This is a genomic window from Shewanella sp. LZH-2, assembly GCF_016859145.1.
Lineage (GTDB): Bacteria > Pseudomonadota > Gammaproteobacteria > Enterobacterales > Shewanellaceae > Shewanella > Shewanella xiamenensis.
In genome coordinates this window covers 3,160,469-3,183,668 of record NZ_CP069350.1, presented here as the reverse complement: position 1 = coordinate 3,183,668, position 23,200 = coordinate 3,160,469, and the positions used below count along the sequence as shown (strand labels likewise).

Genomic DNA, 23,200 nt, shown 5'->3' with positions numbered 1-23,200 from the left:
CTGCCAGCTAAAACAACAAGAGAGCCGATGGGCTCTCTTGTTGTTTATGGGCTTAAGGAAAACGCTTAGAAGCTGTAGCTATATTGCAGCTTCACATTACGCTCTTCGCCCGGCATACCACCGAGGAACATCGCCTTGCTGTAATAATCTTTATTGAATAGGTTGTTGATATTCAATTGTAACTTCCAAGAGTCGGTGGCGTAGCTGATGGCAGAGTCCACTAAGGTGTAGCTCGGCACATATCCATCAGGGATGCCAAAGTCTGTTGAGTGCGTGCTTCTATCATCCACATACTTGGCGCCTAAACTCAGCTCAATAGGGCTGGATAAGGCAAACCAGTCTGCACCATAGGTCACCCAAGCACTGGCGGTCACATAGGGTACCCCTTTTTGGCGGCTGTTGTAGGTTAAACTATTTGGGTTTTGTTTATCCCTTGCATCTTGGTACATGCCATTAAAGTTAACTCGCCACTGATCATTTAGGTGGGCATTAAGATCTAACTCGACTCCTTTGGTATCTTCGCTGCCATCGTAAAAGTACACGGGTACCTCAGCACCTGACACACCAGCGTTATAGTCTGGGTTGTTGTAAGGCACATTCGTGCGTGAGCTTTTAAAGAACACCAGCGATGCTAGCATCTGATCGTCAAAGGCTTTAAAGCGCATACCGAGATCGTTACTGACGGATTCTGAGTCTTCGCGGTCGGTATTTTCCCCAGTGATTGAGCCTAAAATGCTATAGGCGGTGCGGCCCTTTGAGTGATTAACGAAAAACGATAAATCATCAATGGGCATATAAGTTAAGCCCAAGTTGTAGGTCACACCGTTATCTTTACTATCTTCCTCGGGGGTCGGGCTCGCTTGACTTGCGCTATAACGCGCATCGAGACCTAAATGCTCATAGCTTTGTTTGATTTCGTTAAAGGCCACGCCAACACGGGTGGTAAAGCCATAACCTAAATAACCCACATGCTGCACGCCTAGACCCCAAGCGCTGACTTTTTTATTGTAGTTGGCGGTTTTGAGTGGATCGTAGTCCTCAAATTTACCCGTTCCCCAGTTTGGATTGCGAATATCGTAAATGTACGGTAGCGAACCACGGTAAATCACTTCACCTTGTTTGTTTTTAATGACTTGATCTGCATCGTAAATTGAGAATTGCTCGAGGCGAATATCGCGGTCTTCGTAGTTAGCGTTCACCAGTAATTCATTGTCGATATTGCCGATTTGGAAGTCGTAACGTAGATCAGCAAAATACTGCCATGAGGTTTCTTCGGCATCGAGTTGGCGGTATTCCTGACGTCTGGCGGCAAAGGGATAGAGCATGCCATTTTCAACCAGTGGCGCGCGGGGATCCTGGTTAATCACATCAGTCGATACGCCACCAATCTTGATGTTTCGTTTCCAGTACACATAGTTGTAAGCCCCTGTTTGACGGGCAAAACCTGTGGTGTAGTCGCGATATTGCAACTGCTGATTGAGGAACAGATTATCGGTAAAGTAGATATTGTGGGTCAGCTTGAACCTTAATTCTTCACCTTCATTATCTTTTGCCATGGGAGAAATTAATCCCGCGTCACCAAAGGAATAAGGAGTTAAACCATCACCACTGGCGAGTGACGCCGCTAATTGCTGACGCTGCTCGTCGGTTAGCTGTATGCCTTGACCCTTAGGATCGTTAATCAAATCTTGCCAAGTGACTTCGCCCGCGGTTTTGCCGCCGACTGAATCGGCATTGTAGATACGTATTGGATGGCCGATAGAGTCAACGGCAATGGCGTCTTTGATATATGCGCCGGATAGCATCAGATCTTGGCTATCACTTAATACCCATTTAAGTGAGCCGAACACTTCATCACGGTCGGCGCCTAAATCACGGTAGCCTTCACTGCGGGCGGTTTTGGCAACTAAACGATAAGCAAGATCATCGGTAATTCCACCCGTGCTATCGATGGCTAGCGAGTAGGTATCCCACTGGCCAACTTCAGTGGTGAATTTGTGTTTGGACTCAAATTGCGGTTTCTTTTCAATCAGGTTGATCACACCGCCCGCGCTGCCCATGCCGTAGAGTCCTGTTGCTGGGCCTTTTAAGACCTCTACGGATTCCACATTGGTTAAAGAGCGAGTGGGGTTAAAGGTGTTACCAAGGCCAGCTCCGCCATACATGCCGTCATAGGTGTAGTTTGCACCGAGGCCGCGAATCACCAAGTTATCCCCAATGCCGTAGTTATTGCCTGCTTGAGTCACCCCGCTGATATTACGAATTAAGTCTTGAAGATTGTCGACTCCTTGGCTGTTAATCAGCTCTTGGTCAACGATAACTACCGCCGCAGGGGTTTCCATCAAGGACATATCTGACTTAGTCGCAAGCCCAGAGTTTTTCACTACGGAGTTTTGTCTGCCGTATACCGTTATGCGTTCGATGTTTTGATCGCGAGCAGAAGGTGTGTCATCGGCAAAAGCGGTATGTGGTAAAGCACTGAGGCAGGCGAGTGCAATAAGTGATAAGCGAAATATAGGTTGTGATACTGACATATAAAGTTCCCCCAAACAGAATGGTCGCGAATGATAATGATTTTCATAACCATTGCAACCTTTGATTGATAGGTCTTGGGAGTTAAATGTTTGTCATCTTTACGTATGATTAACGGTTTGTGGATTAATCCTGTGGTGAGTTTTGCCGCCACTAGGCGCGCAACTTGAAGCAACTCTTAGTCAGATTTCTAATTTGTTTCATTTTTTTTATAAAAAAGTGATTTATTTTTTGGGTTAACCACATCTACTCGGCTTTTTGATCGAGAAACATAACCCGTGATCCCTATCACTCTCATCCTATCCTAGTGACTGTTTACGTAAACGTAATATTTAAACGAGTGTTTAAACTTTTGCAGTGTTTCAATTTTGTTAACTGGTTATTTTTATTGGTTTTACTCGCTTTCCTTAAGGTGGAGTTCAAAACGCTGTCTGTTTTCTACTTAGGTCGAATAAGGTAAAAGTGGTGTATATATTAATTTTCATTATGTAATTTAATTACGTATAAAATTACAATGCGCTTAAAGTGGTAAAGTTGTCAGACAAATTTCACCACTACCAAAATAGTAATTATCGCTTTAATGTAAAGTAATTTTAAATCATATGTTTATATTTTAAAAGTTACTTTGGTCAGACCAATTTTGTCACGGTTTTTGGTCAAATTTTTTAGCTGTCATGACACTTTTGGATAGTTGCAAATACAAATGTTTGTCTGTAAGTTTTGGTTCTAAACGAACATTTGAATGTTTTTCGGTGAATGTTTGTACATGTTACCCATGTCTTTACTGGTAATGAGTCGTAAACGAGCAAGAGTTTTGCCTCTTGGGAGGGTGAGAAGATGACGGAACAAACTTTAAGTGAGCAGCAATTGAATTCGGCACAGAATAAGACCACTGCGAATGGCGCGCTGACCATAGTGGGAAATACTATCCCTGGCCAAGAAGTGATTTTTACCGAAGGTGCGCTGGCGTTGCTTGAGTCACTTTGCCGGGAATTTGCGGCTGAAGTGCCCACCTTACTCGCCAAACGTAAAGACAGACAGATGCGTATCGATAAAGGGGCTTTGCCAGACTTTTTACCTGAAACTCGCGCTATTCGTGACGGCGCATGGAAGATCCGCGGTATTCCGAACGACCTACTTGACCGCCGTGTCGAAATCACCGGTCCCGTTGAACGTAAGATGGTGATCAATGCACTTAATGCCAATGCCAAAGTGTTTATGGCGGATTTTGAAGACTCCTTAGCACCGAGCTGGCAAAAAGTAGTGGAAGGTCAGATTAACCTGCGTGATGCGGTGCGTGGTGAAATTGAATACACAGCGCCTGAAACCGGTAAACACTACAAGTTAGGCCCAAATCCTGCGGTATTGATCTGCCGCGTGCGTGGCCTGCACTTAAAAGAGAAGCATGTTGAATTTAACCAGCAGTCCATTCCCGGCGCGTTATTCGACTTTGCGATGTACTTTTACCATAACTATCGTCAATTGCTGGCGAAGGGCAGTGGTCCTTACTTCTACATCCCTAAACTTGAGAGTCATATCGAGGCGCGCTGGTGGGCAAAAGTGTTTGCTTTTGTTGAAGAAAGATTCTGCCTGCAGCCTGGCACCATCAAATGTACTTGTTTGATTGAGACGCTGCCTGCGGTGTTTGAAATGGACGAAATTCTCTATGAATTACGCTCAAACATCGTCGCACTGAACTGTGGTCGCTGGGACTATATCTTTAGTTATATCAAAACATTAAAGCGCCATAGCGACCGCGTGTTACCTGACCGCCAAGCGGTGACTATGGATACGCCTTTCTTAAGTGCCTATTCAAGACTGCTGATCAAAACCTGCCATAAACGTGGCGCGTTAGCGATGGGCGGCATGGCTGCCTTTATTCCAGCAAAAGATCCTGCGCAGAACGAAGCTGTGTTGCAGCGGGTTCGAAAGGATAAAGAGCTCGAAGCCCGTAATGGCCACGATGGTACTTGGGTGGCGCATCCCGGTCTTGCGGATACGGCCATGGGGATTTTTAACGAGTATATCGGCCAAGACCATCAAAACCAATTACACATTACCCGCGATGTGGATGCACCGATTCTCGCCGCTGAGTTATTAAAGCCCTGTGATGGCGAGCGCACTGAGCAAGGGATGCGCCTGAATATTCGTATTGCTCTGCAATACCTTGAGGCGTGGATCAGTGGCAACGGTTGTGTGCCGATTTATGGATTAATGGAAGATGCGGCAACCGCTGAAATCTCCCGCGCCTCGATTTGGCAATGGATCCAACATGGCAAGTCACTCTCCAACGGCAAACCTGTCACGAAACAATTGTTTAAAGACATGCTGGTGGAAGAGTTAGCAAACGTGAAAAAAGAAGTGGGCAGTGACAGATTCACCCACGGCAAATTTACCCAAGCGGCGGTATTGCTTGAGGATATTACCACTTCGGATGAGTTGGTCGACTTCTTAACCTTACCCGGTTACGAGATGCTAACTGCTTAATTATAAATGCGTTAACACTTAATGCGTCCTATGGAATGCGTTATGGCGGTGAAACCGTCAATTAAACCAATGGGCAGGGTGACGCGGTGGGGCAGCGTCACTTGCTACAACATCATACAGAAAGGAGTGACACTATGACTAAGGCAACACAGACTTCACGTCAGGCGCAGATTGACGCGATCAAAAAAGATTGGGCAGAGAATCCACGTTGGAAAAATGTTCGTCGCCCATACACTGCAGAAGAAGTCGTGGCACTTCGTGGTTCAATTGTTCCAGAGAACACCATTGCCAAACGCGGCGCTGCTAAACTGTGGGATTTAGTCAACGGTGGCGCAAAAAAAGGTTATGTGAACTCGTTAGGTGCACTGACTGGCGGCCAAGCGGTACAACAAGCTAAAGCCGGTATCGAAGCGATTTATCTGTCTGGTTGGCAAGTGGCGGCCGATGCTAACTTAGCGGGCACTATGTACCCAGACCAATCTTTATACCCAGCTAACTCGGTTCCAGCGGTCGTTTCACGTATTAACAACTCTTTCCGCCGTGCTGACCAAATTCAGTGGAGCAATGGGGTTAATCCGGAAGATGAAAACTTTGTCGATTATTTCCTACCCATTATTGCCGATGCTGAAGCCGGTTTTGGTGGCGTACTGAATGCGTTCGAGTTGATGAAGTCAATGATCGACGCGGGCGCTGCTGGTGTGCACTTTGAAGACCAATTAGCGTCAGTGAAAAAGTGCGGCCATATGGGCGGTAAAGTATTAGTGCCAACCCAAGAAGCGGTACAAAAACTGGTTGCAGCACGTCTGGCTGCAGACGTAAGCGGTGTTGAAACCTTAGTTATCGCTCGTACCGATGCGAACGCGGCGGATTTATTGACCTCTGATTGCGATCCGTACGATCGTGACTTTGTGACTGGCGAGCGTACCAATGAAGGTTTTTATCGCGTTAACGCAGGTCTCGACCAAGCGATTTCTCGCGGTCTAGCCTACGCACCTTATGCGGATTTAATTTGGTGTGAAACCGCTAAGCCTGACTTAGAAGAAGCACGCCGCTTTGCTGAGGCAATCCATGCTCAGTACCCAGACCAATTACTGGCCTATAACTGCTCACCTTCGTTCAACTGGAAGAAAAATCTGGACGATGCAACGATTGCCCGTTTCCAACAAGCGCTATCGGACATGGGCTACAAGTACCAATTCATCACCTTAGCGGGTATCCACAACATGTGGTACAACATGTTTGACCTAGCTTACGATTACGCTCGTGGTGAAGGTATGAAGCATTATGTTGAGAAAGTTCAAGAAGTTGAGTTTGCGGCAGCGAAGAAAGGTTACACCTTCGTGGCGCATCAACAGGAAGTGGGCACAGGTTATTTCGACCAAGTGACTACGGTTATCCAAGGTGGTCATTCATCAGTGACTGCGCTGACTGGCTCGACTGAAGAAGAGCAGTTTTAAGCGAAGTCTGTTGTATCGCGAATAGGTTCTACCCGTAAGATGTTGTACCCGTAAACCCTGTGTTTAGCTGCATTGCAGCTGTTGTCCCCCGTGCAGTTCGCCTACATGTGCTGCACGGGTTTTTAAGTCAACTCTTGTGACTTAACTTCCCACCCAGTCAATACTTTGCTTGCCTGTGCTTGGCGACTCTCTGAGTCGCTATTTTTTTATCTAACTTATTATTCTGGTGCAACTCTGACTCGAGTTGGTGCAATTTTTTAACCGTTTTACAAAGACTTAATGCTATCTCATTGTTATTCAATGGCTATTTATCTTGGCCTAAATAATGCTGTGAATTGGCCGTAAAACTTGGCATTCACAGTGAGGTCACCGTCATGAAATATTACAGTCGTCGTTTAGTCAAACCTGAACATTTAAATCCTGCAAATACCCTATTTGGCGGCCAGTTATTGAGTTGGATTGACGAGGAGGCGGCTATCTTTGCTGCATGCCAGATGAAAAGCACCAGCCATGTGACTAAGCTGATTTCTGAAATCAATTTTATGACGCCGGCGCGCCAAGGGGATGTGTTGGAATTTGGCTTGGAGCTTGTCAGCCTCGGGCACAGTTCCATTACGGTCAGTTGCCAAGTGCGTAATAAGATGACGCAGGCGCCAGTGGTGAGTATCGATAAGATGGTGTTTGTAAATGTGAATGCGCAGGGATTACCGGTTCCCCATGGTATTCGTGCTAATGCGGCCTAAGGATTGAGCTCCGATAAAGCAGAGTGACGCACGGGCGTCACTCTGAGTCTTTAGTAAGATCTTCTTTGACCGATTTCACTGCATCTCTTGAAGCATGACCAATGGCTTTGGTGGTGTCGCGGGTGGCGTGACCAATCTCTTTAGTGACATCCTTAGTGGTGGTGCCGATAGCGCGCCCCGCATCCTTTAAATCGGCGCAGGCTGTGGTGGCTAGTAGCAGTGGCAGTATGAGGAGTGTTGCTTTTTTCATGGTTATTCATCCTGAAAACTAACGGTTGCCTCGCAAGATACCAAATAGTTACGTAAAACGCCTTAATAATCTTGCTAATGCAATTTGAGATGGGGATGAATAATGCGACTAATACCTTTAGCAAACATTAAAAGGCTGCCTTTTACCACACCGTGCAGTTCAATTAAATGTCGCCGATAGAGAGAAGTGTATACAAAGCGAGCGATTTTACCTTCGACCATCACTCCACCGCCGATAAATGACAGCAAGTTGCCCACAGTATGAAACTTCGACAAGTTAACAAGCGACCCCAGATCTTTATAAACATACAGATGACGGGCGTCTTGTCCTGCAAGCAGTAGCATAATATTGTCGGCCGTCATGAGTGCCATTTGCCGTGCTGATTGCCCCCTTGGTGGAACAAAAGTACCGTTGGGTTGTGGGCAAGCAGCACAGTCACCGATTGCAAAAATATGCGGGTCGCGGCTGGTTTGCATATTCTGTTTTACCACCAACTGGTTGATATGGTTGGTTTCTAGTCCACCAATTTCCTTCAGAAAATCCGGTGCCTTTACCCCTGTAGACCAGATCACTAAATCGGCGGGGATCATCTGCCCATCTGTTGTGGTCAGCCCCGTTTCATCCACCTGATTAATTCGTGTTTCAGTCATGACCTTAACGCCGAGCGCGGCTAATTCTTTGGTCACTGAGTCTGAAATTTCGCGCTTTTCTACTTTAGGTAAAATCCGTTTATCAGCTTCAATGAGGGTGACCTCCAAAAGACGTGAATCGATGTTATAGCCAAATCCGCGCAACTGATCCACGGCATGGTGCATTTCCGCAGACATTTCTACTCCAGTGGCCCCTGCACCTACAACAGCAATTTTAATTTTATCGGCCAGCAGGCTATGGCTGGCATAACGGAGAAACTTATTCAGCAAAATTTTGCGGATTGCCATTGCTTGCTCTGTATTATCAAGAAATTGGCAATGTTCACGTACGCCTGGAATGTTAAAGTCATTAGCGATGCTGCCAATGGCGACCACTAAATAGTCATAATCAATATGACGAGATGGGAGTAGTACATCACCTTTATCATCACAAATCGCTGACAGCACTACTTGTTTGTTTTGTCTATCTATATCCGTCATAGCGCCCTGTTGAAAGTGATAGCCATGGGCGGCTGCATGGCTTCGATAGCTTAAAGCGTCGATACCAACATCGAGTGCGCCAGTCGCAACCTCATGCAGTAGTGGCTTCCAAATATGGCTTTCAGCACAATCGATTAACGTTATCTTTGCTTTTCTTTTGCGCCCCAGTTTGTGGCCTAATTTAGTCGCAATCTCCATCCCGCCAGCACCACCACCCACGATAACAATGTTTGCTATAGCCATGCTGATTATTCCTATTCGTTGTGTTGTTAGATTGTGCAGAGGGTAAGGTTGTGAAACAAAATATTAACCTTAGCTTTATGTCTCAAGCAATGAGGCCATATGTAGGGAAGTGAGTCAGGAATAATGATTATTTATTGATTTTATTAGTCTTATTTTTTATGGGTGTTGAATGTATGATTATGCTGATCGCAAATTGTGATATGTGTCGTGTCACTTTTTGGTGAAATGTGCGCTGGCTCACCTGTTTGTGTCGGGAGAGTTCTTTTAACTGAAACGCTTTATGCCGCTTGTGAGCACCATCGTCATCAGTTAACTAAATCCTAGGGCGCATTGATGTATCGAGATTACATTTCATTCCGACAAGCTAGTGCTCGCGAAACGAAGAATAATGCGTAGTTATTCTACTCAAATGACATGCGGCTCTTAATGACAGAAAGTAAGAGCATGTGCTTGTCTGACGAACTCTTCCGGCAGCGTTTCTGCTGCGTTATTGTCCGTTTATGTAGGATGACTACAAGCACGGATTTTGCCTTGTATAAACACTGGCCAAATTGCTCCAAAACTGAAACGTCAACACGCCCTAGGCATGAGATCACAATTGCTTGCTGCAGCTTTGACTAAAGTACTTAACAAAAAGGCCAAACGTTGGTTTGGCCTTTGGGATAATTGGGCATTTGACGCTACATGCCCACGGCGAATGGTGTTCTATGCCTGTTCTAGCTTGGCTAAACGTTGCTGATAGTCTTGGATTAGGTGCTGCATAATTTCTTCAGGAGCGGCCTTGTCGCAACAGGTATCGAGGAAAATTTTAAAGGTGACGAGCGCATGACCATCATTTTTAAGTCTATCGCTTTGCATCGAAAAATAGGCTTCTTCATTTTCGGCTTTGCGGACGACAAACTTACTGGTTTCAAAGGATTTAGTGCCTGAGAGTTCATGCCATTTGGTGATACGGTTTAATGCAATTTCACTCGATTGGTTTAATTCAATGTGGTTTAACCAACTTGCGGTATGTTCGGGATCTTTGTAATGCGGACATCTAACTGTGTAGTTATATACATGAGTAATTGCTGTCATAGCGTACCTACCTGTAGAGGATGTTGCTGCCATCATAGGCATCGTTTTTGAATTCGGTCAATCATTAATTACGCTGATACCGTCCTAGATAAATCACCGTTTTTACAAGTGTTTTTATATAAAAATGAGCGAGTTAATTTATTTGCCATAGCTGTTATTTAGCATGAGTTTTTAACGAATAACTTTGGGCTATCTCTCAGTTTTGCATTCAAATTCGTTTTTGCTTAACTACTGCGCAATAAAGCACCAATTAATGATAGGTATAAAAATGTTTTGATGAGTATGCTATTTAACATTAGCAAAATATGAGGGAAGTGCATGGTTGATGAGGGCTTGAATGGACAGAGGCCCGTTCCTTAAAACGGGCCTCTCAGCTGGCTTCATCTTTTGCAGGGAAAAAGCGAACTGGAGCCAGTCTAGCGGATTTGTAACAGCATGTAACCCACCAAGATCACGTTTTTGCGCTATTTGATGGAATTTTCGATCTGCGCGATCTCAATTGCCGAAGATTAAGACGTTACGGCGGTTTTTGCTGTGATCATGTGGTGTTAAAGGTGTCTTTGATGCATAAAAAGAAAGGCCCAAACAAGGGAACTTGTTTAGGCCGATTCTATGTCGTTAGCTTGCGCTAGCCGAACAACATCCTGTCAATTGGCGCGCTGATAAGCGTTAGAGCTTGTATGACTTATAACGCATTCGTGAAGATCTGGCAGATCTCTTCATGGGTTGCCTGTTTAGGGTTAGTGAAACCACAGGCATCCTTCAAGGCGTTTTCAGCCAGCGTTGGAATATCTTCTGCTTTAACCCCGAGTAACGTCAGGTTTTCTGGAATATTTACCGCAACGGATAGGGCTTTAATCGCGGTGATTGCAGCCGCAGCACCTTGCTCATCCGTCATATTGGCAACATCGACACCCATCGCTTTGGCGATATCTTTTAAGCGATGCGGTACCACTTTAGCGTTGTATTCTTGCACATGGGGTAATAAGAGGGCGTTACACACACCGTGGGGCAGATCGTAGAAACCGCCTAATTGGTGTGCCATGGCATGCACATAACCTAAGCTGGCGTTGTTAAAGGCCATACCCGCTAAGAATTGCGCATAGGCCATTTGCTCACGGGCCTCGATATCTTGGCCTTGTTTTACCGCATTCACTAAGTTGCCCTGGATAAGCTCAATGGCCTTAATGGCGCAGGCATCGGTAATGGGGTTTGCAGCGATAGACACATAGGCTTCAACCGCGTGGGTCAGCGCGTCCATGCCCGTTGCAGCAGTGAGGCTTGCTGGTTTTTTCAGCATCAGCTCTGGGTCATTCACAGACAGTAATGGGGTGGTGTGTTTATCGACAATTGCCATTTTGATATGGCGAGCTTCGTCAGTGATGATACAAAAACGGGTCATTTCACTGGCGGTGCCGGCGGTGGTGTTAATGGCTACTAATGGCAGTTGTGGCTTAGCGGATTGGTCTAAGCCTTCGTAGTCTTTGATGCTGCCACCGTTGGTTGCCACAAGAGCGATACCTTTAGCGCAATCGTGTGGTGAGCCGCCACCGAGTGAAATCACAAAATCGCATTGATTGGCTTTTAACAGCGCAAGACCGGCTTCAACGTTCCCAACCGTTGGGTTAGGTTGTACGCCATCAAACACGGTTGAGGTAATACCATTTTGGCCGAGTTTTTCGACAACTTCACCGACTAGACCAATATTGACTAAAGGTTTATCCGTCACAATTAGCGCGTGTTTAAAGCCTAAGGTTTTGATATCACCAATAGCATCATCTACTGCGCCTTTGCCTAATACGTTGACGGAAGGAATAAAAAATTTAGCAGCCATATATCCACCTATTTGCTTGTATATTAAATTTGTTTCTTTCTGGTGACCAAACTACCAATTAAGGGGTAGCCAAGTTGTGATCTAGATCGGTTTAGATAGATTCCTGAGGTGAAATTCGCACTAAAGTTGGAACTAGATAACTAAATAATGAATTTTTATGACAGAGATTAAGGGCTGCATACGCTATGTTTTTTAACGTTTTTTTCAGCTTTTGCTTGTTTAGTTAAACTCAGATTATTACGCGATAAAATTGCCCGCCAAGGTGAGTTGTGGTTGAGTTTCTGGTAAGGTGCGGCCGTTGAGTTGATGAGGAGTATGTGAAGTACGATGGAAAAATATGAACAACTGCTGATTTCACTGCGCCGCGTGATCCGCGCTATCGACATTCATTCGCGGCAACTCAATAAGCATTCCGGCTTGACGGGACCACAGTTGATGGTGATGCAGAAGATTGCCCAACTCGGCGCTCCCTTAGCCAAGCAGGTGGCCGAAGAAATCACCCTCAGCCCAGCCACTGTGACAACAATTATTGATAGGCTCGAAGGGCGGGGATTAGTGATCCGCAAACGCAGCGAGTCCGATAAGCGTAAAGTCCATCTGTATTTAAGTGAGGCGGGCCACGCATTATTGCAGGAATCGCCTAAACCGCTTCAAGAACACTTTATTAAGCAATATCAAAATCTTGAAGAGTGGGAGCAGAGTCAGCTGCTTTCATCGGTGGAGCGCATTGCGGCCATGATGGATGCCGATAAAATCGACGCAGCACCTATGTTGTTAGTGGGTAAAATTCAAGGGGATGAATAATCTCCTTGGGCCGAGAATAATAAAAAGCACTGATAAATCAGTGCTTTTTATTTAACCCCGAGTATTTATCAAGCTTTGGGGCAGTTGGTTTCTGTCACACTATTAATCAAAATCTCAGTCACTGGTGTGTCGTTAAAACCGTTACTGGTTTTGGTCGGCACAATGCTTATCTGATCGACCACATCCATCCCTTCGATGACTTTACCAAACACAGCATAACCATAGCTGCTCGCCGAAGCATCGAGCTGGGGATTATCTAACACATTGATAAAGAACTGTGATGTTGCTGAGTCTGACACTGTGGTACGCGCCATCGCGATAGTGCCCCGTTTGTTACTGATACCGACCGCGGCCTCGTTTTTAATCGGCGAGCTCGTTGGCTTGCTCTGTAATCCCGTGGTGAAACCGCCGCCTTGGATCATAAAATTATTAATGGTTCTGTGGAATAAGGTGCCGTTATAGAAGGACTTATCGACATATTGTTTAAAGTTCTTACCCGTGATCGGCATATGGGTGAGGTCGATGGCTAAGGTTACATCCCCCTTTGTGGTGCTCATTAAATAACAGACATCGGCGCTTAAGCTCGGTGGAGTTGGGTCGGGTTTGGGGATATTGGGAGTGAGATCATCTTCGCCACCGCCGCAGGCACTGAGGACCATGCTCAAACTGCTGGCGAGTAAAAGTCCCGTGATTCTTTTCATATCAATTTCCTTATTTTTGCGTTGTTCGCCACGCCTTTGCCTGCTTGGATAATGTAAGCGGGCATGGGTAAATGTTGCGATTAAGTGTTGTTTTTGTTTTGTGCGCGCATAGTGACAGAGCGATGAAGGGGATTTCAAGATGAAAAATGTAATTGATACAAAGTGTTGCAGCTAGTTGCCACTCTAATCTCCCCTGTGCCAGAGAGGCATTCAACCTAAGAGATAAATCTCACTAATGTACTCAAAGATAAGATGTTGTTTTGCTTGCGCCATTTAAGCGCGTTGCACCTTTTTTAATCACTCCCTGCTTCAAACTAGTGCGTTTGCGAGATGGCTCGGTGGGCAAAGGCTTGGGTGATAAAGGCACGTATTTTATTCAAGATGCTGATTTATAAGTTTTCTTTGTTGTCACTTGGCTGACACAAATCTGTCTTCATGCTGTTATTTTGCGCTGGCATGGTTACTGCCTATCTAAGGCTATGGATGAGCAGTCGCGGGGGCGACAAATATGGGGCTGGAGAAGTTGCTGTATTTGCGGGGCGTGGGAGCAGACTTTACCGACTGCTTTGGCAAGTACATCCGCATTCCCGAGGCTGACAGGCAAGGGATTTTGACCTGTATGTTGCAGGAAAAAAATACTCAGCCCTGCGAGGCAAAGGATGAACCGTTAACGAGTTTACCCAGTGGCGACGAGCTTGACGCTCAGGTGTATCAACTCGATGCACACCATTGGACACAAGTGTTGCCGGCGTTTCATTGGTGCTATGTCGATGAACCTTGGGTCTGCCTGTATTTACCTCAATCTTACCGTGGCGATCTGCTGCTCACCTTTACCTGTGAGCAAGGGGAGAGGGTTATTCTTGAGGTGCCATTTTTGGCGCTAAAACCGATTGGGGATTATCGTATTCAGGCGCAGGAGTTGGCGCAGTTTGGCACCACCTCCTTTACCAATGAGTGTCAGTTCCTGCAATACCGCCTCGACCTCTTAGGTCATGAGTTTCATTGCCGTGATGCAGGCGATGCCGCTGAGCAAGATAGCTGCGCTGAGCCGCGCCGTTCATGGGAAAATGTCAGCGCCGCGTCAAACACATCTAGCAATAAAGACAACTTAAGTGATTTATCTTGCCTCGGGCTGGGCTACCACACTCTGAGCGTCAGTTTGCTTGGGCTGGCAGATGATCAGCAAGGCGTATTAAGTGCAGGCACGTCAGCAGCAAGCATTTCTGTAGCAAGTAAGGCGACTGAGTTCCATGGCACTTTTATGGTGGCGCCGAGAACCGCCTATCAAGGGGTGATGAGCGCTGTGGCGCAAGGAAAGCGCCATAAACCGTGGGGCGTGAGCCTTCAGCTCTATAGTCTGCGCAGCGAAAGCCAATGGGGCATGGGCGACTTTGGCGATTTAGAGCAACTTATCGGTTTAGTGGCCGAATATAGCGCCGATTTTATTCAACTTAATCCATTGCATGCTTTAGATATTGCCGCGCCGGAACATCCGAGTCCCTATAGTCCCTGCGATCGTCGAAGGCTTAATCCGCTGTATATTCATTTACCTAGCGTGCCTGAATTTGAGTCATTAAAGACGGAGTTTGGGGCGAAGGAATGGCAAGAAGCCATCGCCCTACTCAATGCGGAGAACTGGCTCGATTACCCCAAAGTCAGCGAGCTTAAGTACCGCGCATTTGCACGTTTATACACAGTCTTTTGCGAACACCATTTACAGCCCAACACACCAAGGGCGCAGCGGTTTGAGGATTTTGTAGCACAGCAGGGCGCGCCGCTCAGGGAATTTGCCCAAGCTGAATCGCTACGCAGTCCAAGGGCCATCGCACAGGATGAAGGCTTTTATTTATACCTGCAGTTTGTGGCTGAAGATCAACTGCAATTGTGCCAACTCAAAGCCAAAGAAGCTGGGATGGGCATAGGGCTTATCCGCGATTTGGCCGTGGGCGCAGCGTTGCAGGGCGTTGAGGTCCAAGCCAATTCGCAGCAGTTTTGCTTAAACGCCAGCATAGGCGCACCGCCGGATCCCTTCGCGCCACAGGGACAAAACTGGGGCCTTACGCCCCTCGACCCCGTCAAGCTAAAACAGCATCAATATCGTCATTTTATTGAGCTTATCCGCGCCAACATGACCCACTGCGGTGCGCTGCGAATCGACCATGTGATGGGACTGTTGCGGCTCTGGTGGTGGCCTTTGGATAAGCGCCTCGGCCATGGCGCCTATGTGTATTACCCCGTCGAAACCCTGTTGGCGATTCTCTGCCTAGAGAGTCAACGTGCTCGTTGTGTGGTGATTGGTGAGGATTTAGGCCTAGTCCCACCCGATATTATTCATCGTCTGTATCAGGCGGGAGTCTATTCCAACGAGCTTTTCTACTTCTGCAAAGACCATCAGGGCTTTAAGCCGCCGAGCCAATATAAGTTTCAAAGTTTGATGATGTTGGCAAACCACGATGTGCCGACCTTAGTGGCTTGGTGGACGGGCAGCGATTTGCACCTGAGGCGACAACTCGAACTGCTCAAGACTGATGATGAACTGGGAGAAGCGCTCGCAGGGCGAGAGCAGGAAAAACACCAGCTCGCGCAGTGCTTAATCTCCCAGGGCTTATTAGCCGAGACAGATATTCAACAGATTGATATTGAAGATTTATTAACGGCGTGGATGCCCTTTGGCGCCTCGGGCAACAGCACACTTTACAGCGTGCAATGGTGCGATCTGCTAGGGGACCGCCATGCGGTGAATATCCCCGGCACTTGGCTCGAGTACCCCAATTGGCAGCGGCGATTGCCAATCAGCCTAAGCGAAGCCGCAGGTAGGCCTGCGCTGGCTGAACGTTTGCAACGCATTGCTGCGGCAAGACATTTGCCAGAAACGGCTGCGCATACAGATACCCTTTGACTAAAAATGGAAGCCAAATGATGACTCAAGCCCAGACTTACTTCTATGACGGTAGCGATGTCGCGCTGTTAAACGGTCAATATACGGATGTGTTTTCCCTGCTTGGTATGCACAGTATCAACGAGGGCAAGGCCTTGGTGGTGCGCTGTTTTTTACGCAATGCCCAAAAGGTTGATGTGATAAGTCTTAAGGATGGCCGCAAGGTGGCGAGCCTTGAGCGCGTCAATGAGGCGGGGCTATTTGCGGGTACGCTTGGCAGACGGGTTAAGCCCTTTTTGTATGCGCTACGGGTGACTTATCCCCTCTGTGAGCTGGATATTATCGATCCATATCAGTTTGGCTCGCTCCTCAATAGTGAAGATTTATACCTTTTTGGCGAGGGGAGTAGCGAACAGGCCTATCGCTTTCTCGGTGCCAACTGGCGCCAAGTTGATAGCGTTGAAGGCGTCCATTTTTGCGTATGGGCACCCAATGCTAAACGAGTCTCTGTGGTGGGGGATTTTAACCACTGGGACGATACTCGCCATGTGATGCGCCAGCATCTGGCCAACGGCTTGTGGGAGATTTTCCTGCCTGATGTTGCCGAAGGCGCGCACTATAAGTTTGATTTGATTTATCAAAATGGCGAGCGTCACGCTAAATCTGACCCTATGGCGACCCAAATGGAATGTGCGCCGCACAATGCCTCCATAGTGCCGAAAAAACACCAACACCCTTGGGCAGATACACAATGGATGGACAAACGGGCGAGCACGGCTTGGCATCGCGCCGCTATGTCTATCTACGAAGTGCAGTTAGGCTCTTGGCGCCGAAAAGGCGAGTTTGGTGAACAATATTTTGATTATCAAGACTTAATTGAGCAGTTGATCCCCTATGTGAAGGAGCAAGGTTTTACCCATATCGAGTTGATGCCAGTCAGCGAGTACCCCTTCGACGGCTCTTGGGGGTATCAACCCGTTGGCCTGTATGCGCCGACCCATCGTTTTGGTGATGCTAATGGCTTAAAGGCCTTTATCGATGCCTGCCATCAGGCCGAGATTGGCGTGTTACTCGATTGGGTCGCGGCGCATTTCCCTAAGGATCCCCACGGCCTTGTGCGTTTCGATGGCACTTGCCTCTATGAACATGAAGATCCGCGCAAAGGCACGCACCCCGATTGGGATACGCTGATCTATAACTACGACCGCGGAGAGGTGCGTAGTTTTCTGCTCAGCAATGCCTGCTATTGGCTGCGGGAGTTTCACCTTGATGGGTTAAGGCTCGATGCGGTGTCATCCATGTTGTACCTCGACTACAGCCGCGAACCCGGACAATGGCTGCCCAATGCCTATGGCGGACGGGAGAATTTAGAGGCGATTCATTTTCTGCAAATGTTGAATCAACGTTTGTATCAAGCCTTCCCCGGCATTTGCATGATAGCCGAAGAGTCAACTGCCTTTGCAGGCGTGACTAAGCCGACGGATAGCGGCGGGTTGGGGTTTGGTTTTAAATGGAATATGGGTTGGATGAACGACAGCTTAAGCTACTTAGGCCGCGATCCTATTTATCGCCAGTATCACCACAACCAGCTGACCTTTAGCCTGATGTATGCCTATTCGGAGCAATTTATGCTGTCGATAAGCCACGATGAAGTAGTGCACGGCAAGGGCTCTTTGCTGCATAAAATCCCCGGCGATGATTGGCAAAAATTCGCTACCCTCAGGGCCTATTACGGCTTTATGTGGGGGCATCCGGGCAAAAAACTACTGTTTATGGGCAGCGAGTTTGCCCAGCGTGACGAATGGAACCATAACCATAGCCTCGATTGGCATTTGCTTGCTTTTGAGCCCCACCAAGGCGTGCAGCGCTGGCTTCGGGATCTGAATCAGCTTTATCGCCAATTCCCCGCCTTATCCGTGCTCGACTATGAGTCGCAGGGTTTTCGCTGGCTCGATTGTGACAATGGCCGCGACAGTATTTTTAGCTTTGTTCGCTATGGCGAGGGCAGTGATGTGCCCTTAGTGTTTGTGGTGAATATGACACCAACCCTGCACCAAGGATTTCGTATTGGCTTGCCCCAAGGCGGGGATTTCTGTGAGTACCTCAATAGCGACAGCCATCTCTATGGCGGCAGTAATCAGGGTAATGCGGGCAAGGTGATTGCCGAAGATTTACCTTGGCAGGGTATGGCGTCGAGCGCGTTGATCACTGTGCCGCCCCTGGGTTGCTTAATCCTCGGGCCAGCGATGGATGCGCCCGATAGAGATGTTAGCCTATGACGAATCCTGTGCCTGTAAATGCTGATGGCTCAACCGCCTTTAACCTAAGTGCGGGGCAGCCTTTTCCCTTAGGGGCGACGGTCGATGATGGCGGGGTGAATTTCGCCCTGTTTTCGGCCCATGCCACAGGGGTGGAGTTATGTCTGTTTGATGCCCAAGGCGAGGTGGAAATTCAGCGCATCGCCTTGACGGAGCAGACCCAGCAAATCTGGCATTTGTATGTGCATGGGCTGAGTGCTGGCCAGCTTTATGGCTACCGTGTCTATGGTCCTTACGAGCCGCAATTAGGCCACAGATTTAATCCACACAAATTATTGTTAGACCCTTACGCGCGCCAGCTCGTGGGGCGTTATCACCACCATATCGCCAACTTTGGCTATGAGATAGATAGTCCTAATGAAGACTTATCTTTCAGTACCTTAGATAACGCGGACTTTGTCCCAAAATGCAAAGTGGTCGATACTCGCCCTCTTTTGAATGTCGCTAAGGCGCATACTATTCGGCCTCTTACAAGTAAGCGTGAGCCACTACCGCTTGAGCAGTGCATTATCTATGAGATGCACATAAAGGGTTTTACCGCACTGCACCCTGAGATAGATGCACCGCTGCGAGGCACCTTTGCTGGGCTAGCATCGAAGGCGGCGATAGATTACTTAGTTAATCTCGGCGTAAATTGCGTCGAGTTACTGCCAGTTCAGGCATTCTTCTCCGAGCCTTTTTTACTTGAAAAACAGCTATCTAACTATTGGGGGTATAACAGCATTGGCTTTTTTGCGCCTGAGCCGAGTTATCTCTCGATTGAGGATATTGGCGAGTTTCGCAACATGGTGGATGCACTGCATGGCGCGGGTATCGAAGTCATTCTCGATGTGGTCTATAACCACAGCGCCGAGGGCAGTCGCCTCGGGCCGACCTTTAGCTTTCGCGGTATCGACAATCTGAGTTATTACCGCCTGCATCCAAATGATAAACGCTTTTATATCAACGATACCGGCTGTGGTAATACCTTAAACCTCAATCACCCGCGCATGTTGCAGTTGGTGTTAGATTCGCTGCGTTACTGGGTCGAAGTGATGGGCGTCGATGGCTTTCGTTTCGATTTAGCCGCCTGTCTTGGCCGTGAAGCCTATGGATTTGACCCAGGAAGTGGTTTTTTTGATGCGCTGCTGCAAGACCCTGTGTTGTGCCGGGTGAAGCTGATTGCCGAGCCTTGGGATATTGGTCCAGGTGGGTATCAGCTCGGCAATTTCCCAGTGGCCTTTAGCGAGTGGAATGACAGATTCCGCGACACTATGCGGCGTTTTTGGCGCGGCGATCACGGTATGTTGCCCGAGTTTGCGCGGCGTTTTCATGGCTCGGGGGATTTTTTTGAGCATAGCGGCCGGCCTCCTGCCGCCAGTATCAATTTTTTAACCAGTCACGATGGTTTTACCCTTAAAGATTTAGTGAGTTATTGCGAGCGGCACAATTGGGCCAACGGTGAAGAAAACCGCGACGGCCACCATGAGAACTTCAGCTATCACTATGGGGTAGAAGGCGACACTAAGGATGCCACCATTCTTGCGCTGCGCGCCCGCCAGCAACGCAATCTATTGACCACATTATTCTTATCCCAAGGGGTGCCTATGTTACTCAGTGGTGATGAGGCGGGCCGCACCCAAGGCGGGAATAACAACGCCTATTGCCAAGATAATCCCTTGAATTGGTTCGATTGGTCATCGGATGGCATGGATAGCTCATTGCTGAATTTCACCTCACAGCTGATTGCCTTGCGTAAACGCTTCCCGCTGCTGTGCGCCAAACGTTTTATCCATGAGCAGCTAGTGGCCAATGCCTTCAATTGGTCGCCGGAGGCATCTGCAACCCAAGCTGCAAGCCCTGTCTCAACCCCAGCGGGGGGGAGGCTGGATTGGTTTAGCCGTCAAGGGGAGCCTATGAGTAAAAGCCTGTGGAGCGAGTCTATGGGGCGCAGTCTTAGTGTGGTGTTATCAGGCAATTTAACCGCCACTCAGCCGCAGACTCAGGATGACAACCTTCAAGCACTGCTGTTGATGGTTAATGCTGATGAGCACCCTTTGGCCTTTACCCTGCCGGTTTTTGACGGTTTAGGGCCGTGGCAATGCCTGCTGCATACCCAAACGGACCCACAATTTTTAACTCACACTGAGCCGCTGGATGCTCAGTCCTCACCGACGCGGTACTTGTTACAGGATCGCAGTCTTATGCTGTTTCATGCTGATTTTATAAGGAATTAACTATGAGTCATAACAGTGAGCTGAGCCCAAATACCAGCGGCGTTACTCCCAAAAAACGTTCAACGAAGACGGTTGAAAGTAAGAGCAAAACCGCTCACGAACCCTGCGAGCCCTGTGATGCCTTGCCCGCTTCTTTTACTCGCCATGTTCGCTATGGATTAAGCCGCGGCGAAGGGGCGCGTGGTGAATTATTTCAAGCGCTGGCTCTGAGCGTAAAAGAGCAAATGCTGGATGATTGGCGTGAGACGCGCATCAAAGATAGCTGCTACGACAACAAACAAGTGGCCTATTTGTCACTCGAGTTTTTAATGGGCAGGACACTGGGCAATGCCTTGTTAAACTTAGAGTTAGAGCAAGATAGCCGCGAGGCGTTAAGCCATTACTCTGTTTCACTCGAGGAGATAGAAGAGGCCGAACATGACGCGGGCTTAGGCAATGGTGGCCTTGGGCGGCTTGCAGCTTGTTTTCTCGATAGTTGCGCCAGCATGGACTTATCCGTGACTGGGTATGGCATTCGTTACGAATACGGCATGTTCGCCCAAAAGATAGTTGATGGTTATCAGGTTGAGCGCCCAGACCGCTGGTTACGTGAGGGCAATCCTTGGGAGGTGCGTGTTCCGCACCATAATGTGACGGTAAAGTTCTTTGGTCACACCGAATCCTATGTCGATAAACAAGGGCGCAGGCACATGATTTGGGTCGATACCCAAGATGTGCTAGCTGTGGCCTACGATATGCCTGTCCCCGGTTATCGTAATGGCCGCGTGAATAGCTTAAGACTTTGGAAGGCTGAAGCTACCGATGATTTTGACTTAGCAGAATTTAACCAAGGCGATTACACAGAGGCCGTGGCGCGTAAAAACCTCGCCGAGCAGATCACTATGGTGCTTTACCCCAATGATGCCAGCGAGAACGGTAAGGAGCTTCGGCTGCGTCAGCAATATTTTTTGTCTTCCGCTAGCTTACAGGCAATTTTAAAACGTTGGGTACATCACCATGGCAATGATTTCACTCATTTTGCTGAAAAAAATGTGATGCAATTGAATGACACTCATCCCAGTATTGCGGTCCCCGAGTTAATGCGGCTGCTGGTGGATGAATATGGCCTCGAATGGGATGCCGCTTGGTCGATCACCAGTCAAACCATTGCTTATACCAATCATACGCTGCTACCCGAGGCATTAGAGCGCTGGCCTGTGCGTATGATGGCATTGATGCTGCCGCGTATTTTAGAAATCATCTATGAAATCAACGCCAGATACCTCGATTTAGTTGCTCACCACTGGCCAGGGGATGGTGCCAAACTGGCCAGCATGTCGATTATTCAAGATGGCCCCGATCCCCATGTGCGCATGGCATATTTAGCCATCGTGGCCAGCTTTTCGGTGAACGGTGTCGCTGGATTACATACCCAATTGTTAAAGTCGGGCCTGTTTAAGGATTTTTATAGCCTGTGGCCGCAGAAGTTTAACAATCGCACTAACGGGGTGACGCCAAGACGTTGGTTAGCCCACTGCAATCCCGCGCTCGCCAAACTGTTAACCAACCATTTAGGCAAAGGTTGGGTGACGGACTTAAGCCAACTCACGGCGCTCAATGCCTTAACCCAAGACGCCAGCTTTATCCAAAAGTGGCGCGAGGTGAAGCAAGCCAACAAGGTACAACTCGCCAAGATGATCGCCAAGGAATGTGGCGTCGAGTTTGACCCTTCAATGCTGTTTGATGTGCAGGTCAAGCGGATCCACGAGTACAAGCGTCAGCTACTCAATATTCTGCATGTTATTCATCTTTACCATCAAATCCAGCAGGGGCATACAGAGCATCTGGTACCACGCTGTGTGCTGATCGGTGGCAAGGCTGCGCCCGGTTACTTTATGGCGAAGCTCATCATTAAACTCGCCAGTAATGTTGCCCATATGGTCAATTGCGATCCTGTGGTGGCGCCTTATCTGCGCTTTGCGTTTCTGCCCAATTACAACGTCAGTGCGATGGAAAAAATCTGCCCCGGCACCGATGTCTCCGAACAAATCTCCACCGCGGGTAAGGAGGCCTCTGGCACGGGCAATATGAAGTTTATGATGAACGGGGCACTCACCATAGGCACCTTAGATGGCGCCAATATCGAGATGCTCGAAGAGGTAGGCGAGGATAACTTCTTCCTCTTTGGCCTCAACGCCGATCAAGTGGCCCAAATGCGCTGTGATTACCAACCTCAGCGCATTATCGCCGAGTCCCACGCCTTATCCGAAGTCATGGCCTTACTGAAGAGCGGCCATTTTAACCTACTGGAACCGGGAATTTTCGACCCGATTATCGCCTCGATTGAAAGCGCGGACGACCAGTGGATGACTGCGGCGGATTTCGATAGTTATCGCCTCGCCCAAGAGGCTGTGGCTAAGGCTTATAAAGATCCGAAAAAGTGGACGCAAATGAGCATTCGCAACACGGCGGCCAGTGGTCGCTTCTCCAGTGATGTGACGATTGCAGGCTATCGGGATGAAATTTGGAAACTGTAAGGGAGTCGTTAATG

General features: G+C 48.0%; 14 protein-coding genes. 8 read left to right on the top strand and 6 right to left on the bottom strand.

What is annotated here, in order from left to right:
• Positions 1-65 precede the first annotated feature (65 nt).
• Positions 66-2,534 carry a TonB-dependent receptor gene (locus JM642_RS13985; RefSeq protein WP_203432011.1) on the bottom strand — a complete coding sequence of 823 codons (2,469 nt, stop codon included), beginning with the start codon at positions 2,532-2,534 and terminating at the stop codon, positions 66-68.
• 835 nt (positions 2,535-3,369) lie between these two features.
• On the opposite strand from JM642_RS13985, the gene aceB reads away from it, so the two are divergent.
• The 3 genes from aceB (at position 3,370) to JM642_RS13970 (ending at position 7,219) form a co-directional block, all read left to right on the top strand.
• The gene (gene aceB / locus JM642_RS13980) at positions 3,370-5,019 is read left to right on the top strand and encodes a malate synthase A (protein WP_203432010.1); all 1,650 of its coding nucleotides are present in this window, start codon (positions 3,370-3,372) and stop codon (positions 5,017-5,019) included.
• Positions 5,020-5,153: 134 nt separating this feature from the next.
• A complete protein-coding gene (gene aceA / locus JM642_RS13975; RefSeq protein ID WP_037416008.1) occupies positions 5,154-6,476 on the top strand; it encodes an isocitrate lyase in 1,323 nt (440 codons plus the stop codon).
• A gap of 374 nt (positions 6,477-6,850) precedes the next feature.
• Positions 6,851-7,219, top strand: a complete 369-nt coding sequence (locus JM642_RS13970) for a hotdog domain-containing protein (RefSeq protein ID WP_007646510.1) — start codon at positions 6,851-6,853, stop codon at positions 7,217-7,219.
• Positions 7,220-7,256: 37 nt separating this feature from the next.
• Here the strand turns inward: JM642_RS13970 and JM642_RS13965 are convergent, their stop codons facing one another.
• The 4 genes from JM642_RS13965 to yiaY form a co-directional block, all read right to left on the bottom strand.
• The gene (locus JM642_RS13965; protein ID WP_037416014.1) at positions 7,257-7,469 is read right to left on the bottom strand and encodes a hypothetical protein; all 213 of its coding nucleotides are present in this window, start codon (positions 7,467-7,469) and stop codon (positions 7,257-7,259) included.
• Between the two features lie 74 nt (positions 7,470-7,543).
• Positions 7,544-8,842, bottom strand: coding sequence for an NAD(P)/FAD-dependent oxidoreductase (locus JM642_RS13960; RefSeq protein ID WP_203432009.1), 1,299 nt, complete (start codon positions 8,840-8,842; stop codon positions 7,544-7,546).
• A gap of 705 nt (positions 8,843-9,547) precedes the next feature.
• Positions 9,548-9,919 (bottom strand): hypothetical protein, encoded by a 372-nt coding sequence (locus JM642_RS13955; RefSeq protein WP_037416019.1) that lies wholly within the window; start codon positions 9,917-9,919, stop codon positions 9,548-9,550.
• 685 nt (positions 9,920-10,604) lie between these two features.
• Complete coding sequence (gene yiaY / locus JM642_RS13950; protein ID WP_037416021.1) at positions 10,605-11,753, bottom strand: L-threonine dehydrogenase; 1,149 nt, start codon at positions 11,751-11,753, stop codon at positions 10,605-10,607.
• Between the two features lie 327 nt (positions 11,754-12,080).
• Here yiaY and JM642_RS13945 point away from each other — a divergent pair, with 327 nt between their 5' ends.
• A complete protein-coding gene (locus JM642_RS13945) occupies positions 12,081-12,557 on the top strand; it encodes a MarR family transcriptional regulator (protein ID WP_133180881.1) in 477 nt (158 codons plus the stop codon).
• Between the two features lie 68 nt (positions 12,558-12,625).
• On the opposite strand, the gene JM642_RS13940 is transcribed toward JM642_RS13945, so the two are convergent.
• Complete coding sequence (locus JM642_RS13940) at positions 12,626-13,258, bottom strand: peptidylprolyl isomerase (RefSeq protein WP_088585862.1); 633 nt, start codon at positions 13,256-13,258, stop codon at positions 12,626-12,628.
• Positions 13,259-13,766: 508 nt separating this feature from the next.
• Between JM642_RS13940 and malQ the strand changes: the two genes are divergently transcribed.
• Genes malQ through JM642_RS13920 form a run of 4 tightly spaced genes read left to right on the top strand, consistent with a single transcriptional unit; the run spans position 13,767 to position 23,186 of the window.
• On the top strand, positions 13,767-16,157 hold the full coding sequence (gene malQ, locus JM642_RS13935; RefSeq protein WP_203432008.1) for a 4-alpha-glucanotransferase: 2,391 nt from the start codon (positions 13,767-13,769) through the stop codon (positions 16,155-16,157).
• A gap of 17 nt (positions 16,158-16,174) precedes the next feature.
• A complete protein-coding gene (gene glgB / locus JM642_RS13930; protein ID WP_203432007.1) occupies positions 16,175-18,415 on the top strand; it encodes a 1,4-alpha-glucan branching protein GlgB in 2,241 nt (746 codons plus the stop codon).
• The gene (gene glgX / locus JM642_RS13925) at positions 18,412-20,670 is read left to right on the top strand and encodes a glycogen debranching protein GlgX (RefSeq protein ID WP_099457763.1); all 2,259 of its coding nucleotides are present in this window, start codon (positions 18,412-18,414) and stop codon (positions 20,668-20,670) included. The genes glgB and glgX overlap by 4 nt, the downstream gene beginning before the upstream one ends.
• Before the next feature lie 2 nt (positions 20,671-20,672).
• A complete protein-coding gene (locus tag JM642_RS13920) occupies positions 20,673-23,186 on the top strand; it encodes a glycogen/starch/alpha-glucan phosphorylase (protein WP_203432006.1) in 2,514 nt (837 codons plus the stop codon).
• The last annotated feature ends 14 nt before the right edge of the window (positions 23,187-23,200 follow it).

Excerpts from the sequence above, each read along its gene's own strand:
- JM642_RS13985 (WP_203432011.1), bottom strand. The coding sequence starts at position 2,534 with ATGTCAGTATCACAACCTATATTTCGCTTATCACTTATTGCACTCGCC.
- aceB (WP_203432010.1), top strand. The coding sequence starts at position 3,370 with ATGACGGAACAAACTTTAAGTGAGCAGCAATTGAATTCGGCACAGAAT.
- aceA (WP_037416008.1), top strand. The coding sequence starts at position 5,154 with ATGACTAAGGCAACACAGACTTCACGTCAGGCGCAGATTGACGCGATC.
- JM642_RS13970 (WP_007646510.1), top strand. The coding sequence starts at position 6,851 with ATGAAATATTACAGTCGTCGTTTAGTCAAACCTGAACATTTAAATCCT.
- JM642_RS13965 (WP_037416014.1), bottom strand. The coding sequence starts at position 7,469 with ATGAAAAAAGCAACACTCCTCATACTGCCACTGCTACTAGCCACCACA.
- JM642_RS13960 (WP_203432009.1), bottom strand. The coding sequence starts at position 8,842 with ATGGCTATAGCAAACATTGTTATCGTGGGTGGTGGTGCTGGCGGGATG.
- JM642_RS13955 (WP_037416019.1), bottom strand. The coding sequence starts at position 9,919 with ATGACAGCAATTACTCATGTATATAACTACACAGTTAGATGTCCGCAT.
- yiaY (WP_037416021.1), bottom strand. The coding sequence starts at position 11,753 with ATGGCTGCTAAATTTTTTATTCCTTCCGTCAACGTATTAGGCAAAGGC.
- JM642_RS13945 (WP_133180881.1), top strand. The coding sequence starts at position 12,081 with ATGGAAAAATATGAACAACTGCTGATTTCACTGCGCCGCGTGATCCGC.
- JM642_RS13940 (WP_088585862.1), bottom strand. The coding sequence starts at position 13,258 with ATGAAAAGAATCACGGGACTTTTACTCGCCAGCAGTTTGAGCATGGTC.
- malQ (WP_203432008.1), top strand. The coding sequence starts at position 13,767 with ATGGGGCTGGAGAAGTTGCTGTATTTGCGGGGCGTGGGAGCAGACTTT.
- glgB (WP_203432007.1), top strand. The coding sequence starts at position 16,175 with ATGATGACTCAAGCCCAGACTTACTTCTATGACGGTAGCGATGTCGCG.
- glgX (WP_099457763.1), top strand. The coding sequence starts at position 18,412 with ATGACGAATCCTGTGCCTGTAAATGCTGATGGCTCAACCGCCTTTAAC.
- JM642_RS13920 (WP_203432006.1), top strand. The coding sequence starts at position 20,673 with ATGAGTCATAACAGTGAGCTGAGCCCAAATACCAGCGGCGTTACTCCC.